This window comes from Nocardia sp. NPDC049737 (assembly GCF_040674755.1).
GTDB lineage: Bacteria > Actinomycetota > Actinomycetes > Mycobacteriales > Mycobacteriaceae > Nocardia.
Window position 1 is genome coordinate 190,819 of record NZ_JBFANH010000013.1, and the last position, 15,434, is coordinate 206,252.

12 protein-coding genes and 1 pseudogene are annotated in these 15,434 nt (G+C 64.9%); 8 read left to right on the forward strand and 5 right to left on the reverse strand.

Going from position 1 to position 15,434, the window contains the following annotated elements; genetic code table 11:
• Positions 1 to 190: 190 nt before the first annotated feature.
• From AB0J47_RS19540 to AB0J47_RS19555, 4 genes and pseudogenes are all read left to right on the forward strand, one after another.
• Positions 191 to 916 carry a ParA family protein gene (locus tag AB0J47_RS19540; protein WP_364347306.1) on the forward strand — a complete coding sequence of 242 codons (726 nt, stop codon included), beginning with the start codon at positions 191 to 193 and terminating at the stop codon, positions 914 to 916.
• On the forward strand, positions 916 to 1,764 hold the full coding sequence (locus tag AB0J47_RS19545; protein WP_364347309.1) for a hypothetical protein: 849 nt from the start codon (positions 916 to 918) through the stop codon (positions 1,762 to 1,764). The genes AB0J47_RS19540 and AB0J47_RS19545 overlap by 1 nt, the downstream gene beginning before the upstream one ends.
• 1,566 nt (positions 1,765 to 3,330) lie before the next feature.
• Positions 3,331 to 3,660 (forward strand): annotated as a pseudogene (locus AB0J47_RS19550) (C40 family peptidase); the annotation flags it as partial.
• Positions 3,661 to 3,778: 118 nt separating this feature from the next.
• Positions 3,779 to 4,174, forward strand: a complete 396-nt coding sequence (locus AB0J47_RS19555) for a metalloregulator ArsR/SmtB family transcription factor (RefSeq protein ID WP_364347312.1) — start codon at positions 3,779 to 3,781, stop codon at positions 4,172 to 4,174.
• On the opposite strand, the gene AB0J47_RS19560 is transcribed toward AB0J47_RS19555, so the two are convergent.
• Complete coding sequence (locus tag AB0J47_RS19560; protein ID WP_364347315.1) at positions 4,156 to 4,860, reverse strand: hypothetical protein; 705 nt, start codon at positions 4,858 to 4,860, stop codon at positions 4,156 to 4,158. The genes AB0J47_RS19555 and AB0J47_RS19560 overlap by 19 nt on opposite strands.
• Between AB0J47_RS19560 and AB0J47_RS19565 the strand changes: the two genes are divergently transcribed.
• On the forward strand, positions 4,819 to 5,757 hold the full coding sequence (locus AB0J47_RS19565) for a cation diffusion facilitator family transporter (protein WP_364347318.1): 939 nt from the start codon (positions 4,819 to 4,821) through the stop codon (positions 5,755 to 5,757). The genes AB0J47_RS19560 and AB0J47_RS19565 overlap by 42 nt on opposite strands.
• A 245-nt stretch (positions 5,758 to 6,002) precedes the next feature.
• A complete protein-coding gene (locus AB0J47_RS19570) occupies positions 6,003 to 7,640 on the forward strand; it encodes a long-chain fatty acid--CoA ligase (RefSeq protein WP_364347321.1) in 1,638 nt (545 codons plus the stop codon).
• 15 nt (positions 7,641 to 7,655) lie between these two features.
• Here AB0J47_RS19570 and AB0J47_RS19575 read toward each other — a convergent pair whose 3' ends face one another.
• The 4 genes from AB0J47_RS19575 to AB0J47_RS19590 all read right to left on the reverse strand — a co-directional run bounded on the left by AB0J47_RS19575 (position 7,656) and on the right by AB0J47_RS19590 (position 13,078).
• Positions 7,656 to 8,204 carry an HD domain-containing protein gene (locus AB0J47_RS19575; RefSeq protein ID WP_364347324.1) on the reverse strand — a complete coding sequence of 183 codons (549 nt, stop codon included), beginning with the start codon at positions 8,202 to 8,204 and terminating at the stop codon, positions 7,656 to 7,658.
• Between the two features lie 108 nt (positions 8,205 to 8,312).
• Positions 8,313 to 11,360, reverse strand: coding sequence for a tetratricopeptide repeat protein (locus AB0J47_RS19580; protein ID WP_364347327.1), 3,048 nt, complete (start codon positions 11,358 to 11,360; stop codon positions 8,313 to 8,315).
• 218 nt (positions 11,361 to 11,578) lie between these two features.
• A complete protein-coding gene (locus AB0J47_RS19585) occupies positions 11,579 to 11,971 on the reverse strand; it encodes an SCO5389 family protein (protein WP_364347330.1) in 393 nt (130 codons plus the stop codon).
• A gap of 60 nt (positions 11,972 to 12,031) precedes the next feature.
• Positions 12,032 to 13,078, reverse strand: coding sequence for a nitronate monooxygenase (locus AB0J47_RS19590; RefSeq protein ID WP_364347333.1), 1,047 nt, complete (start codon positions 13,076 to 13,078; stop codon positions 12,032 to 12,034).
• Between the two features lie 233 nt (positions 13,079 to 13,311).
• On the opposite strand from AB0J47_RS19590, the gene AB0J47_RS19595 reads away from it, so the two are divergent.
• Both AB0J47_RS19595 and AB0J47_RS19600 read left to right on the forward strand, forming a co-directional pair.
• A complete protein-coding gene (locus AB0J47_RS19595) occupies positions 13,312 to 14,136 on the forward strand; it encodes a M23 family metallopeptidase (RefSeq protein WP_364347336.1) in 825 nt (274 codons plus the stop codon).
• A 73-nt stretch (positions 14,137 to 14,209) separates the two neighbouring features.
• Positions 14,210 to 15,193, forward strand: a complete 984-nt coding sequence (locus AB0J47_RS19600; protein ID WP_364347339.1) for a LuxR C-terminal-related transcriptional regulator — start codon at positions 14,210 to 14,212, stop codon at positions 15,191 to 15,193.
• Positions 15,194 to 15,434: the final 241 nt, after the last annotated feature.

The following is a 15,434-nucleotide window of genomic DNA, read 5'->3' on the forward strand; positions in this document are numbered from 1 at the left end:
TACCCGGTCGGTGCGAGGGCGCGACAGTGTGGCGAAGGTGTGTCCAATTGGACACACCTTCGCCGCCCAAATCGGGCCCAACGCACGCGCGCGCGTAAATGGCGTGTCCGCAATCAGCGGTAATTCATCTTCGCTATGCGAAACTTGGCCCCGCCACACTTCTGCACTCCTCACCCTGGGAGGACTGTCCATGAAGAATTCTGTTGCGCCACTGGAGCTACCCGAGCCGTTGGTCATAACGCTCGGAAATCTCAAAGGCGGCGTCGGCAAGACGACATCAGCGTTTTTCTTGGCCGCATATTTCGCACAGGTCCACGAATTGCGTGTGCTCGTCATCGACGCCGACCCGCTCAGTCAGACCGGATATTCCTGGTACCGGCGCCTGCTCAAGGGCGGGATCGAGGTGCCGTTCAAGTTGATCGCCTTCCCGTCGCGACATGTCGACGATTGCATTACCGACAATGCCGGGAAATTCGACGTGATCATCATCGATGCCGGTGGTGAGTCGGCCGAGATATTCAAGGCGGCGATACCGCAGAGCGATGAGCTGATTCTGTTGACCAGTGTCAGCCCATCGGAGGTCAAGCGGGTGCCGAGTACGTATAAGGCCGCCGAGGAGGCCGCGGCCGATAGCGGCCGCGAGATCCGGGTGCGGGTACTGATGACCAAGGTGCCGGTGACGATTAAGAACGGCGTGAACGTCTCGACCGAATACCGCACGCAGCGCAGAAATCTGGAGGATGCGGGCTATGACGTATTCGGATCCTATTTGAGCGCGTGGAAGTGGTATCGGGAGGCGGCCGACGGGGAGGTCGGTGACGGCGCCGAGAATCCGATCGTGGATCTCGGCGAATATCGGCAGGTCGGCGAGGAGTTGGTGAGGCCGTACCGGGTCGCGGTGGAGGTGCCCGCCTGATGCCTCCGCAGCGTAGGAAGGGTTCCATCGGTAAGGGCTCGATCGGCGGCGCGAATCCGCTGGCCGATAGCGCCGAGCACACGCCCCCGGTATCCCCGCTGCGGGATGCCGAGTGGCGAACGGTCCCGCTGAGCGCGGCGTCGCTGGAGGTAATCGCGCCGCCGGCCGAGGCGAATGTATTGACGATGCCGCTGCCCGCGCCGAACGAAACCGCGCCGGACGAACCGCTCGACGAGCGCGAGCAGGCCCAGTTGACGGCTTGCGAATCCTCGATCGATGGCCTGCGCGTTGCCTTCTGGTCGGCCGGACGCGCGCTGCAAATAGTGCGCGACGGTCGGCTCTACCGGGATCGGCACGCGAGCTTCGACGAGTATGTGGAGCAGCGCTGGGATATGCAGCGGTCATACGCGCACAAGCTGATTCGGGCCTGGCCGCTCGCCGCCAAATTGCATCCTGTTGCGCCCGCTATCAATGAGGGGCAGGTTCGGGAACTGCTACCAGTGGCCGCGCAGCACGGCGAAGACGCGGCGGTAACCGTGTACACCACGATTGCCGGTGCCGATGATGTGAAGGTCACTGCGGGCAAGCTTCGCGAGGCCGTCGCGCTGCTGCCCGAGCGGTTCGACAAGGATGAGGTGGTCGAATTGCTACAGGCGTGGCTGCGCGGGGATTTGCGCCACCGGTCGAATGAGCGGGCCGTCGATCTGTTCGCGGCGGTGGAATCGCGGTTCGCCGCGCTGACGCGACGAGTTGTCAAGGGCTCGAACAATGATCCGGCGGCGGCGCGCGAATTCGCCGCGAAACTGCGCACTCTCGCCGAACAGATCGAGGAGCAGATCATCGCCTGAGTCGTTTTGGAGTGCCGAATGCCCCGTCGCGGAAGCGGTTCCCCGGCGGGGCATTTCGTTTTAGTTACACTTTTGTTATCGTTAATGCGCGTGTCGTGTCGTCTAATTGGTGATTATTGCGCGAAATATGGCGATCGGATCCGCTGGACTACAGATCACCGTGATGGTTTTCGAATTCATTCGAGGTCTTGGTGAAGTCCCACACGCCAATGCAGTTCGGCGTCGCACGGCGAGCCAGGAACTTCGATACGAGCATCGGAGGACCGGATCATGGCATCAACTACGGAGGGTCGATATTCTCGGTTCCTGCGGCGCGCGCTCCCATGGGCCGTCGGCGCGGGAGTCATCGCGGGCGCGGCAATCGTCGCGACTCTGCTCGCAGGAGGTCAAGCGTCAGCGAAACCGCTGACAGTTCCAGGTATCGGGGCATTCGAAGTCCCGGAACAGTTTTCGATTCCCGACATCGCGGTTCCGACGGATGGGCAATCGTTGCCCGCTCCGATTCCCGCGGTAGCGGATTCCGTCGCGTCTTCGGAAATCGCGCCCGCTGAAGTTCCGGGGAAGGAGCTTTCGGCGCCACTCGCGGATCCCGCGCAACTCGATGTGCCGCTCGGGGTTCCGAGTAATGAACTTTCTATTCCACCAATGATTCCGGGCGCGACGTTCTCGACGCCCCTGGCGATTTTGAATATCGAGCGTTCTGCACTTCCATTGTTTTCCGCTATTGAGGTTTCTCCTTCGAGTGGCGCGCCTGTCGCGATAAAGGGCAAGGAGCTCGCTGCGCCGCTTCCGGGTTCCGAACTTGCGGTGCCGTTGCGGGCTTTGGGTATCGAGCGGGCGATGCTTCCGCTGGTTCCTGCGGTTGAGAACTCTATTGCTCCTTCGGAGGCCGCATCTGTTGCGGTGCGGGGCAAGGAGCTCGCTGCGCCGCTTTCGGGTCTTGAACTTGCGGTGCCGTTGCGGGCTTTGGGTATCGAGCGGGCGATGCTTCCGCTGGTTCCTGCGGTTGAGAACTCTATTGCTCCTTCGGGGGCCGCATCTGTTGCGGTGCCGGGCAAGGAGCTTTCTGAGCCGCTGACAGTTTCAGGTCCTGAGTTCGCGGTGCCGCTGCGGGCCCTGGGTGTCGAGTGGTCGGCGCTCCCAGTGATCCCCGCGGTCGAGAATCTCATCGGTGTCTCCGGGGTCGCGCCCGTCGAGATCCGCGGGCAGGAACTTTCGATCCCGCTGGCGCTTCCGGGTGCGGAAATCTCGATACCCATCGGGGTGCTCGGGTTGGAGCGGCCGGCTCCGCTCGCGATACCCGGTGCGGAACGGGACGGGCCGCATGCGGCTCCAGGAGTGAAACGCTCACTGCCTTTCGTTATTCCGTGGGGCGAACGTTCCGCCCCGCCGGTGCCCACCGAGGTGCCCGGCGCTGAGCTTCCGGCGACGATTCCGGGAACCGGGATTACGGTCCCCGCAGACATGTTCCGCAGCGAACTCGCATTCCTCAGCGGTGTTCTCGGCATCAAGCCACCTCCCACGACAACCGCGCCCGCGGTGTCGCCGGAACGCACGCACGGCGCGATCGCCGTCGAGGCAGCACGCGGCAAGGTCGGCACCGACTACAGCATGGGCGCGACGGGGCCGGATGCCTTCGACTGCTCCGGGTTGGTGCAGTGGTCGTACCGGCAGGCCGGGGTGAAGGTGCCGCGCACCAGCTATGAGCAGCTTTCCTCGGGCACCCCGGTTTCCCGGGACGAGTTGGAGCCCGGTGATGTGGTGTCCTTCTACGACGGCAGCCACTCGGCCCTCTATGCCGGTGACGGCAAGGTTATCCACGCATCCACCTATGGGACCGGTGTGATCATGTCGCCGATGTCCTCGATGCCCTACGCGGGTGCCCGTCGGTACTGACGCTGAACCAATGAGCTGAGGTTGACCGGTCTGTCGGCGGCCGAGCAGAGGGTGTCGCCGTCGGGCCGATCCGAAGGGGCCGGTTCCATCGAAGGCAGCATAGTTCTATTATCTGCGTATGAATGCAGATAGTGAGCCGCTGCGACCATCGATCGCGGAGGACCAGGTCCGTCTTGTCGTCGAGGTCTTCCGCATGCTGGCCGATTCGACCCGCGTACAGATCCTGTGGGCGTTGGTCGACCGGGAACTCTCGGTCAACGATCTGGCCGATCACATCGGCAAACCCGGCCCCTCGGTATCGCAACACCTGGCCAAGCTGCGCATGGCTCGGCTGGTTCGGACCCGCCGTGCCGGAACCACCATCTTCTACAGCCTGGAGAACGAACACGTCCGCCAGTTGGTCGTGGATGCGGTGTACAACGCCGAACACGCGGGCCCCGGCGTACCCGCGCATCACCGCGGCGCTGGTTCCGTACGCGAACTGCCTGCTCGCGATCAGGCGGTGGCGGAATGAGTCACGAACGCAATCCCGAACGCTGGCAAAGCATTTCGCGCCGTTACCACCACGGGCAAGCGCAGGGCGCGGACGGCGACCACGGGAATGTGCACGGTACCGGTGATGACCACGACCATGCGCAGGGTGCGGACCGTGGACACACGCAGGACGCGGACCGCGACCACGGGAATGCGCAGGGTGCGGGCGGTGATCGCGGACAGCCGCAGAGTGTGGACCGTGGGCACGCGCGGGGTGCGGACAGTGATCACGGGGATGCGCACGGTATCGGTGATGACCGAGGGCGTGCGCAGGGTTCGGGCGATGATCGCGGGAATGTGGAGAGTGTGGACCGTGGGCGCGGGCACGGTGCGGGCGGTGATCACGGGAATGTGCACGGTATCGGTGATGACCAGCGGGGTGCGCAGGCTGCGTACGGTGACCGCGGGCGTGCGCAGGGTGCGGGCGATGATCGCGGGCGCGTGCAGAGTGTGGACCGTGGGCGCGGGCACGGTGCGGGCGGTGATCACGGGAATGCGCGCGGTACCGGTGATGACCACGACCATGCCGACGGTGCGGACCGCGACCACGGGAATGCGCAGGGTGCGGGCCATGGTCATGACCACACCCACGGGGCGCATCGTGACCACGACCATCCGGGTGGATTGCGGGGTGCGCTGCGCGAGATCTTCGTGCCGCACAGTCACGATGCCGCCGACAGTGTCGACGATGCGTTGGAGTCCAGTGCTGTCGGAATTCGGGCGGTGAAGATCAGCCTGGCGGTGCTCGGGCTGACCGCGGTGCTGCAGGTGTTGATCGTGGTGGTTTCCGGTTCGGTTGCGTTGGCGGCGGACACTATTCACAACTTCTCCGATGCGCTGACTGCCGTGCCGCTGTGGATCGCGTTCGCGCTCGGTCGGCGGGCGGCGACGCGGCGGTATACCTATGGGTTCGGGCGGGCCGAGGATCTGGCCGGGTTGTTCGTGGTCGGGATGATCACGTTGTCCGCGATCATCGCCGGGTACGAGGCGGTGCGCAGGCTGATCGAGCCGGTGCAGATCCAGCATCTGAGTTGGGTTGCGGCGGCGGGGCTCATCGGGTTTGTCGGCAACGAGACCGTTGCGCTGTATCGGATCAGAGTGGGGCGTCGGATCGGCTCGGCGGCGCTGGTGGCCGATGGATTGCATGCGCGGACAGATGGATTCACCTCTTTGGCGGTGTTGGTCGGTGCGGGCGGTGTCGCGCTCGGCTTTCCGCTCGCCGATCCGCTTGTCGGACTATTGATTACGGTCGCGATCCTGGCGGTATTGCGCACAGCCGCGCGAGATGTGTTCCGCCGCTTGATGGATGGCGTCGAGCCCGCCCTGGTGAGTACCGCGGAGCGGGCGTTGGTCGCCGAACCCGGTGTGCTCGGCGTGCGCAGCCTTCGGATGCGCTGGATCGGCCACCGCCTGCACGCGGATGTCGAACTGGATGTCGCTCCGACCATCACCTTGGCCGACGCCCACCGCCTGGCGCACGGTGCCGAGCACACCCTCACCCATGCCGTGCCCAAACTCGACACCGTCCTCGTTCACGCCTACCCCGCTCACTCCGCGGTCTGACAGGCCGTCGAGCGTAAGTCGGATGGCGGCTCTCAGTGAATCCGCCGTGCTTGAACCCAAACCCCTGGGGACCGCCTTTCGACTCGCCTCGCGAGATCGCGGCCGGGTGGACAAACTGAGGGCACCTGCCTGCTGATGTATCGGCGATGGGGGCCGCTGGGGCGTCCTACTCTTGGGTAGCATCCCCGGTGTGATGTGGCTCATGGTCGGCAGGCCGCCGTAGCCACCGAAGAAAAGGAGTACCGATGTTGAGCACCATGCAGGACGAGCCGTTGTCGCTGGCGACGTTGCTGCGCTACGCATCGACGTTCATGGGCGATTCCACCGTCTCGACCTGGACCGGCACCGGCGTACGCACCATGACCTACCGCGAGCTCGGAACCGAATCGGCTCGCCTGGCAAATGCGTTGCGCGGCTTGGGGATTGGTGACGGCGATCGGGTCGGCACCTTCATGTGGAACAACAACGAGCATATGGTCGCCTATATCGCGGTACCCGCGATGGGCGCGGTGCTGCACGCGCTCAATATCCGGCTCTTCCCGGAGCAACTCGTCTTCGTTGCCAATCACGCCGAGGATCAGGTGGTGATCGTCGACGGCACGCTGGTGCCGATGTTCGCCCAGTACCTGCCCAATCTGAAGACCGTCCGCCACGTCATCGTGGCCAATGGCGATGCCGCCGCGCTGCAGGCCCCCGAGGGCGTCCAGGTGCACTCCTACACCGAATTGCTGGCCGCGCAGCCGGATACCTTCGACTACCCGGTGATCGATGAGCGATCCGCCGCCGCAATGTGCTACACCTCCGGCACCACCGGCGACCCCAAGGGTGTGGTGTATTCGCACCGCTCCAACTGGTTGCACGCCATGCAGGTGTGCCAGCCGACCAGCATGGGCTTCTCCAACCGCGACTATGTGCTCGCCATCGTCCCACTGTTCCATGCCAATGCCTGGGGTCTGCCCTATGCGGCGCTGATGTCGGGTGCGAATGTCCTCATGCCCGACCGCTTCCTGCAGCCCGGTCCGCTGCTGGAGCTGACGGCTGTCGAGAAGCCGACCTTCGCCGCCGCGGTTCCGACCATCTGGGGCGGCGTACTCGCCGGACTGGCCGCCAAGCCGCAGGACATCTCGCATCTGCGTTCGGTGGTCGTCGGCGGTTCGGCGGTGCCGCCGTCGATGATGCGCGCCTTCGAGGAAAAGCATGGCGTTCGCATCCTGCACGCCTGGGGAATGACCGAGACCTCCCCCCTCGGCAGTGTCGCGCATCCGCCCGCCGGGGTGACCGGCGAGGACGAATGGGAGTACCGCTTCACCCAGGGCCGTTTCCCGGCGAGCGTGCAGGCCCGCTTGGTCGGCGATGACGGCCGCGTGGTCCCCAATGACGGTGAGTCGCTGGGCGAGTTGGAAGTTCGCGGTCCCTGGATTACCGGGTCGTACTACTCGCCGGATGGCGCGGTGATCGATCCCGATAAGTTCGACAATGGCTGGCTGCGCACCGGCGATGTCGGCAAGATCAGCCCGGACGGCTATCTCACCCTGGTCGATCGCTCGAAGGATGTCATCAAGTCCGGCGGCGAATGGATCTCCTCGGTCGATCTGGAGAACGCGGTCATGGGGCACCCGGCCGTCGCCGAGGCCGCGGTTATCGGTGTGCCGGACGAGAAGTGGGACGAGCGCCCGCTCGTCGCGATCGTGCTCGCCGAGGGGGCCGAGACCAAACCGGAGGAACTGCGCGACTTCCTCGCCGACAAATTCGCCAAATGGCAACTGCCGGAACGGTGGACCTTCATTGCTGAGGTCCCCAAGACCAGCGTCGGCAAATTCGACAAGAAGCGCCTGCGCGCCCAGTACGCCGACGGTGACCTGACCGTCACCACACTGTCCTAGAACGCCGAACCCGCGTCACCACTTCAGCATCGGCAGTGGTGACGTGGGGTGCGTCCGGATTCGTTCAGCGGCCAGTCGGACCAACCGGCGGTGGAAGCCCTTGTCGGGGTACCGCTTCGCCAGTTCGCGGTAGGCGGAGCGAGGTATCCCGAAGCGGCCGAGCAGGCCGTATTCGACGTCGATCGCATCGGCTCGGCGGAAGATCTCGATCGGGTCGGTGGCTGGACCCGCGGATCGAATTTTGTGGTGCTCGTCGATCATCGCGACGACCAGATCGGCCAAGTCGGGGCGGTCGATCTGGTCGAGCCATTGCAGTGCCAGGTCGGCGGAGGGAGCCAGGTAGTCGAAGGTGCCCGCGGTCCAGATCCCCAGATCGTGAAACGCCGCGGCAGTACGGAACTCCTCGCGAGTGCTCGGCAAGCTGCCCGCGCCACTGTCCAACAGATCGCATAGCTCCAGCACCCGCAGCACATGGTTGGTGTACGCACCGCGATCGGAGCCGAGTTGCGGCAGCCAGGGATGCAGCCGCCGATCGATCTCGTCGCGAAGATCGTTGCCGCTCATGCCAGTTCACACTACGCGTGATATCAGGTACGACGCTCTCCCGCTTCGACGGCAGCAGCTGCGAGTCCGGGGGCGGTCCGTCGGTCGAATGATCGCCGAGGTGCTCCCTTAGGGGTGGTCGGATCCGAGGACGTCGAGTCGACCAGGGTGCTGTTGCGGTTCAACGGTTGACACGGCGTCGCCGTCGTCGTGTCGGCTGCGCCAGTAGGCCGCATTGCGGCGGGTTCGATGGGAGTCAGGGTGCGCCGGGCCTAGGACGCGCAATCGGTCGATCAAAAGCTGTTCGTATTCGGCGGCAGCTGTAGTGAAGTTGCCCTGCTCGCCGCGCCAATGGGCGAGGTTGCTCCGTGTGATGAGGGTCAGTGGGTGGTCCGGTCCGAGGGCGCGAATATTATCGTCCAGCAGTTGTTCGAGTTCGACCACGGCGCTGGTGGCATTTGCCTTCCGGCCCCGCCAATAAGACATGTTGTTGCGCGTGGTCAAGGTGTCCGGGTGGTCGGATCCCAGGATGCGTTGGCGATCCGACAGTAGCTGCTCGTATTCGATGATGGCCGAATCTATGTCGCCGTTCTCGCCGAGCCACTGAGCAAGAGTGTTGCGTGTTCGGAGCGTGTTGGGGTGATCAGGCCCAAGGACGCGAGATCGGTCCGTCAAAATCTGCTTATATTCAGTGATAGCCGTTATCAGGTCGCCGTTTTCGCCGCGTCGGTTCGCGAGATTGTGTGCGGTCTGTAGTGTGTCGGGATGCTCGGGCCCGAGCACGCGCTGTCGGTCGGCAAGGACATGTTCGTATTCGACGATGGCCCCATTCAGGTCGCCGTTCTCGCCGCGCCAATGAGCGAGGTTGTTGCGGGTTCGAAGGGTGTCGGGATGGTCCGGCCCCAGGATGTGGAGTCGAGCGGGAAGGATCCGTTCGTAATCGGTGATAGCTCCGGCAACGTCGCCGATCTCCCCGCGCCACCACGCGAGGTTGTGCGCGGTCTGCAGGGTGTCCGGGTGGTCGACTCCGAGCACCCGCCGACGGTCGGCGAGGAGTTGCTCGAGTTCGCTGATGGCGGTGGCGGTATCACCGTGGTCGCCATGCCAGTGGGCCAGGCTTTCGCGGGCTGACAACGTCTCGGGAGCGTCTGGACCCATGACACGCCGCAGGTCGGCCTCGAGCTGCTCGAATTCGGCAATCGCCGTGGATACGTCTCCGCTCTCGCCGCGCCACCACGCGAGGTGTCCTCGGGCGGCGAGGGTGTCGGCCCGGTCGGGTCCGACCACATCGATGAAGGTCGGAATCCATGAAGCCCACTGGTCTCGATTATCAGCAGCGCGTGTTGAATTCAGGGCGGTGAGATAGCTGACCGCCCCGGCCGAATTGCCGAACGAAAGGTAGTGTCTCACCGCCGATCCGCGCGCGTAGTCGGCTACCTGCTCGTCGGTACTGGTCTCGATCGCGGCTGCGATGCTGCGATGCGGCTCTTCCAGGTCGATGCCGAGTTCGTTCAGCGCTGCCGTCAGTGGTGGAATCAATGCACTGTGAGCGATGCCCAACGCTTCTTGCGGCGTGCCTGAACGACCCCGAATCACCAGTGCGCCGAGGCGCACAGCGATGTCTCGGATCTGTGTGTGGCTCAGGGCAATACCTTGGGACGCCAATGCGGACCGGAGTAGTTCCAGGGGCAAAGCCGGTCCCTCTCCGGATGCGACCAGTATGGCGAGTGTCGTCGCATGGATTCCCGAATCGATGGCTGCGCAGTTGAGTCGTTCCCGGACGAGCGCGTCGAGGTCCACGGTTTCAAGTATGTTCGAGTCGGAAGTACTCTGGTCGATTTCGGTAAGCAATCGCGCCAGGAGCCATCCACCCGCTAGATCTTGCGCGTCGAGTTCGTGCACTAGTCGATTGAACGCTGCGGCCCATCCGGTCGACTGATCTCCGTCCCAATTGATCTTGACGGCCGCCGCGATGTCGTGTGCTGCTGGGGGCTTCAAGTTGATGCGCCGCATGTGGCCGAGCTCCGGTGCATCCTCGAGGCCAGTACCACTGCGGATACCGGCGATCACTCGCACGTGGGCCAGGTCGCTGCGGCGAGTGAGCATAGACACCGCGGCCACGAGGAGTTCGCGGCTGCCGGCCGCTGGCTGATCCAGCCCGTCGACTATGAGAGTGATCCGGCGGCCTGGTTTTGTGAGCCGAGCCAGTGGCTCGCGGACCGTGCGGTCGAAGAGGCCGAGTTCGACGTCGCCTCGACTGATGAGATCCCGCTCCACCGCATCTATTGCGGCATCGTAATCGGATAGGCGGTGACGTAGTTGGGCCGAGAGTTCGGTGGCGAACGATTCGATGGTCGCCGTGACATCCAGGAAGACGGCAGCGGTGATGTATCGCGACGACAAGTCTTCCAAATTGTCGGCCAAGCTGGGACGCACCAAAAGCGCCATAAGTGTGGACTTTCCGCAGCCGGCCGGGCCGACGACTGCCCGAAGTCGACCACTGGTTTCGACCACGGCCGAGAGTTGTTCGCGGAGGCCGTCGGTCAGCACGAGGCCTCTGGTGAGTTGATCGACGGATCCGGCAATGGGGCGTCCGGTGACGGCGTCGTCGCGGCGAGCGGCGTTGGGTACCAACCAGAGACCCGGATCGCCGAATGTGGCAGCGTCTCCTGCTGAGAACGACAGATGCCGAGGCTGTTGACGGGTGCATGCGGCGGCGATGGGGCCGGTGAGGTCGGCGGGCAACAAGTATTCGCCACTCGCTGCCAGGCCGCTGGAGAAGGTCGAGACCATGGTGCGCGTGAAGCAGCCGGAATAGGCGGGGCCGTCGCCAGATGCCACCAACAGTTCCACCCGGCCTGACGAGTGGGCGAGCACGTCGACCCAGCGGCGGGCGGACCCGATGACGCCTTGCTCGGTTTCGCAGGCGTCGATTACGACGATCAGGCCGTCGGGTGAGAATCTATTGAGCTTCTCCCGAATACCCTGAGCCAGATGAAACGCGATGCTGGAATCAGGTGTCGACGGTGAATCGAGGGCGAGCAGGTAAAAGTCGTCCGTGCCAAGGGCAGTGCCGTGACCGACAAAGCTGATCAGGAGAGTCGCTTGCTGATCCGACGCGGCGGCGAAGGCCTGGTTGAGTGCGCCGATGAACTCTGCAATGGTGGGACTTAGCATGGGACCGTCGTGGTCTATGGCTGACCGCCAGCCGGCCCCGCTCAAAGCCGAATACAGTTCGCCCGCCAGTTCTCCGGGAAAACCCAAACTTGGAAGTGCCGCGCACTCCGACCCCACCACGAGCGCCAGCTTTCCTCCCATGCACGGAAGTATCGGACAGGGCTCGAGCCGAAACAAGAGCCGGGCTGCGCGCGAACCCGGCTCCTGTTAGACAGCGCTCAGCAGGACCGGAATTCCGGGCTCTGATTGAGCAGTTGGGCGCGAGTCCCGATGAAGGTGGAGTAGGTTTCGCCGCCGACGGCGGCGATTGGGAAGGCCGCTACGCGGTGGCAGTTCTGGAAGGCGAGCTTCACCTTGAAATGGCGTTCCAGGCCGCCGCGGATGGCATCGGAGGCCATGGCGCGCAGGAGTTGTCCGCGGGCCGCCTCGTCGGGTGGTGGAACGACATTGTCGGCGAATTCGGCTGTGCCGGAACGCAGCTCACGTGCCACCCGGCTGACGACTTCCCAGGCGTAGGGGAGGGAGACCCGCACGACCTCGACGAAGTCGGCGTCGTCGACCTCGCCGCGTTCGGCGCGTTCGAGTAGGGCGGTTGGAACATCGAGGGACATAGCGCTCTCCTGACCTGGATGGCTGTTGCGATGCCCCTCGATTCTAAACGGAAACTGTTGTCAACAAGACTGGATTCGTCCCGAAAGTGCTGTGGTCAGCGCGGTTTTCGCATCTGCGGCCAAGGTGCGGACCAGTTCACCAGCCGGTAGCTCGGGTGCCAGCGTGTAGGTCTGGCCAGCCCACATGTTCACATCGTCCGGATTGCTCGCTGTTCGTGCGGCGGCCCGCAATGGCGCTGTGGCGTAATGGATTTCCGGATATGCGACCGGTGCCGTCGCGGAATGTTCGTCCATGAACCGATTGCGCAGCCCACGCGCCCGGCGACCGGTGAAGGCGCGGGTCAGCATGGTGGGAGTGTCGGCGCCGAGCGCCGCGCGGTGCACGGGATTGGTGCCCGCCTCCGGCGAGCGCAGGAAGACGGTGCCTAGCTGCACGCCCGCCGCACCGGCCGCGAGCGCCGCCGCGATCCCGGCACCGGTGGTGATGCCGCCGGTGGCCACGATCGGCAGGTCGACGGTCGCGCGCAGAATCTGCAGCAGCGCGAGCAAGGTGAGCGGATCGGTGGCGTCATCGGCGACGCGATCGATGAAGGTGGCGCGATGCCCGCCCGCCTCCGCGCCCTGGGCGACCAGCACATCGGCCCCCGCCGCGACCGCGATGCGGCCCTCGGCGGCCGAGGTGACCGTCACCCACACTTCCGAACCGACCTCGTGCAACCGCGCGACCTCGTCGGCGCTCGGGCAGCCGAAGGTGAAGGTGACCACCGCGACCGGCGCCTTGATGAGCAGCTCCAGCTTGGCGTCCCAATCGTCGGTGTCGTACTTCGGCGTGCCGACCTCGTGGGTGTGGCCCAATTCGGCGAGGTAATCGGCGAAATCCGCGGGCGTGGTGGCGGAGCCCGGGGTGAAGAGGTTCACGCCGAACGGCGCGGTGGTCAGTTCTCGGGTGGCCGCGAGTCGCGCCGCGGTATCGGTCGCGGTCAGGTATCCGGCGGCCAGCAGGCCGAGCCCGCCCGCCGCGGAGACCGCCGCCGTCAACTCCGGCGTTGATGGCCCGCCCGCCATCGGCGCAAGCACGATCGGAACGCTCAACTCGTTGAGGATCACCGGTCCATTGTGGCGTATCGGTCACGGCATCGTGATACCGGCCCAGGCGTCTGACCAGGCCCTAAACGGCGACTTTTGCCGAGAAGGTTGCGAAATGGTCACGGCGGGGTAGAGTTCCCGTCACAACGGATGCCGAAACGTTACAAACTTTCCGAAGCCGTTGAGCAACTGTAGGTCGAGCGCTAGGACCAGCTTTGTCGCAGCATCGGGTAGGCCCCAGTTCCATAACCGTCATGAGCCTCATCGGCGACGGCGTTGCGGGTCGGCCGACGCGGCATCGCGCCGGGCCGTCGACCAGCGACAGGGTGAAGGTCGCGGCCGGTGTCGCCGTCGCAGCCGGCGCCCTCATCGGCACCGCAGCCCAGGTCGCGCCTGCAATTGCCGCCCCACTCCTGCCGGGTGCGCACGACGGGGACGAGGAAGCCGCCGCGCCCATCACGTTCAAGGGCACGGCCGAGTTACCCGTCGAAGAGGTCAAGGCCGCTGCCCCGGTCGCTGAAGCCGCGCAGGCCCTCGCCACTCCGGTGGCCGCGCCGATCGCGGACCCCGTCCCCACTCCGTTCGGCATCAGCAATCTGCCGCCGGAGATCGCGGGCCCGCTCGCCCAGGTCGAACAGGTCCTCAAGGGCGCGCAGCAGCAGTTCACCCCGGCACCCGCGGTGCGTCCGGTGGCCGGTGAGATCAGCTCCGGATTCGGTTCCCGCTGGGGCGAATTCCACTACGGCCTCGACTTCGCCGATCAGCTCGGCGCGCCGATCCACTCTGTGAGCAGCGGCACCGTCATCGAGGCGGGCCCGGCTTCCGGCTTCGGCCTGTGGGTGCGGGTCCAGCAGGACGACGGCACCATCGCGGTCTACGGCCACGTCAATGAGATGTTCGTGCATGCCGGGCAGCGGGTGAATGCGGGCGATGTCATCGCCACCGTCGGCAACCGCGGCAATTCGACCGGACCGCATCTGCACCTGGAGATCTGGGATCAGGGCGGCAACAAGGTCGACCCGATGCCGTACTTGGCGGCCAAGGGTGTGCCGCTGCAGTGGGGCCCGTCGGCGCACTGATTTTCTTGTCCGGCTTGATATTCCGACGATCACAACGGCCCCGTGGGGACCGTACGGTCGTTAGGCTCGCTTTGTGACTGCGCTGGGCGATATCTTCGAGCCTGGATCACCGCATGGGCGAACCTACGCCGTGCTGGTGCATCATCCGCGATCCAGCCTGGGCGAGGTCGCCGAATATCTGGGCGTCTCGAAGGAGACCGCCGCCGCATCGCTGGAGGTATTGACCGACCTGCAGGCCGCGGTCGGTCAACTCTCCGCCGACGGCGAGGCCATCTGGGACGCGCACGCCCCCGAATCGCTATCGGAGGCCGAGGCGCGGCGCAGGCAGCACGAGATCAACCAGATGCACGCCGCGGCTGCGCGACTGAGCGAGACGTTCCGCTCGGTGCGCCGCTCACCGCGCACCAATGGCGCGATCGTGCCGGTTTTCGAACGCCTGGAAATGCTCGCGGATTTCGAGGAGGTCCAGACCTCGGCCCGCCACACGGTCAAGGTGATCGAACGCGGTCCCTATCTCAGCGATCCGGAACGCGAGCGACAACTGTTCCTGCTCAAGCGCTCTCGGATCGGTGACGGCATCCGCTACCAGACGCTATATCAGGATACTATTTACCAGGATGCCGAAAGGTTGCGGCACGCGCTGTCCACCAATGCCAGTGGGGCACAGGCGCGCACCCTGCCCGAGCCGCCGTTCAAGCTGATCATCAGCGATGACGAGCGGGCGAGCCTGGTGTTGCACGCGGATGAGCGCCGCCCGGATCCGATGGGTTTGCGCATTACCGGATCGCCCGGATTGCGGTTGCTGGTGAAGACTTTCGATGTGCTGTGGTCGCTGGCGGCGCCGATTTCGGTGAATCCGGCCGCCGACGAACTCGACGAGCGGGATAAAGCGATTCTGACCCTGATGGGCCTGGGTGCGACCGATGACACCATCGCGCGCCGACTCGGCATGTCCCGTCGAACCGTGGTCCGGCGCACCGCGCGGCTGCTGGAGCGGCTCGGTGCGAGCACCCGGTTCCAAGCGGGCGTGCAGGCGACCAGGCGCGGATGGCTGTAGCACTGGCAAGTGAACGCTCGAGTGGACAACATGGGACGAATGCTGAACGATCAATGTCCCGGGAAGTTTGAGGGCTTGTGTCACAACGGATTCGGAGCTAGCGCCATGCACTTCGTGTTCGCGGACAGTTAGCTCTCATCGCTACGGTTACCCGATTGCATTGCGCAGGAAGCGAATGCGGCGGCGGAATTCCGCGTGCGGCAGATCGCCTCTGGCGTATGTTAGATGTGAAAGGTTAATG

What these genes read in the sequence shown, in the direction of transcription:
- AB0J47_RS19540 (WP_364347306.1), top strand. Translation starts at nt 191, where the DNA reads ATGAAGAATTCTGTTGCGCCACTGGAGCTACCCGAGCCGTTGGTCATA.
- AB0J47_RS19545 (WP_364347309.1), top strand. Translation starts at nt 916, where the DNA reads ATGCCTCCGCAGCGTAGGAAGGGTTCCATCGGTAAGGGCTCGATCGGC.
- AB0J47_RS19555 (WP_364347312.1), top strand. Translation starts at nt 3,779, where the DNA reads ATGAATGCAGATAGTGAGCCGCTGCGACCATCGATCGCGGAGGACCAG.
- AB0J47_RS19570 (WP_364347321.1), top strand. Translation starts at nt 6,003, where the DNA reads ATGTTGAGCACCATGCAGGACGAGCCGTTGTCGCTGGCGACGTTGCTG.
- AB0J47_RS19575 (WP_364347324.1), bottom strand. Translation starts at nt 8,204, where the DNA reads ATGAGCGGCAACGATCTTCGCGACGAGATCGATCGGCGGCTGCATCCC.
- AB0J47_RS19580 (WP_364347327.1), bottom strand. Translation starts at nt 11,360, where the DNA reads ATGCTAAGTCCCACCATTGCAGAGTTCATCGGCGCACTCAACCAGGCC.
- AB0J47_RS19585 (WP_364347330.1), bottom strand. Translation starts at nt 11,971, where the DNA reads ATGTCCCTCGATGTTCCAACCGCCCTACTCGAACGCGCCGAACGCGGC.
- AB0J47_RS19595 (WP_364347336.1), top strand. Translation starts at nt 13,312, where the DNA reads ATGAGCCTCATCGGCGACGGCGTTGCGGGTCGGCCGACGCGGCATCGC.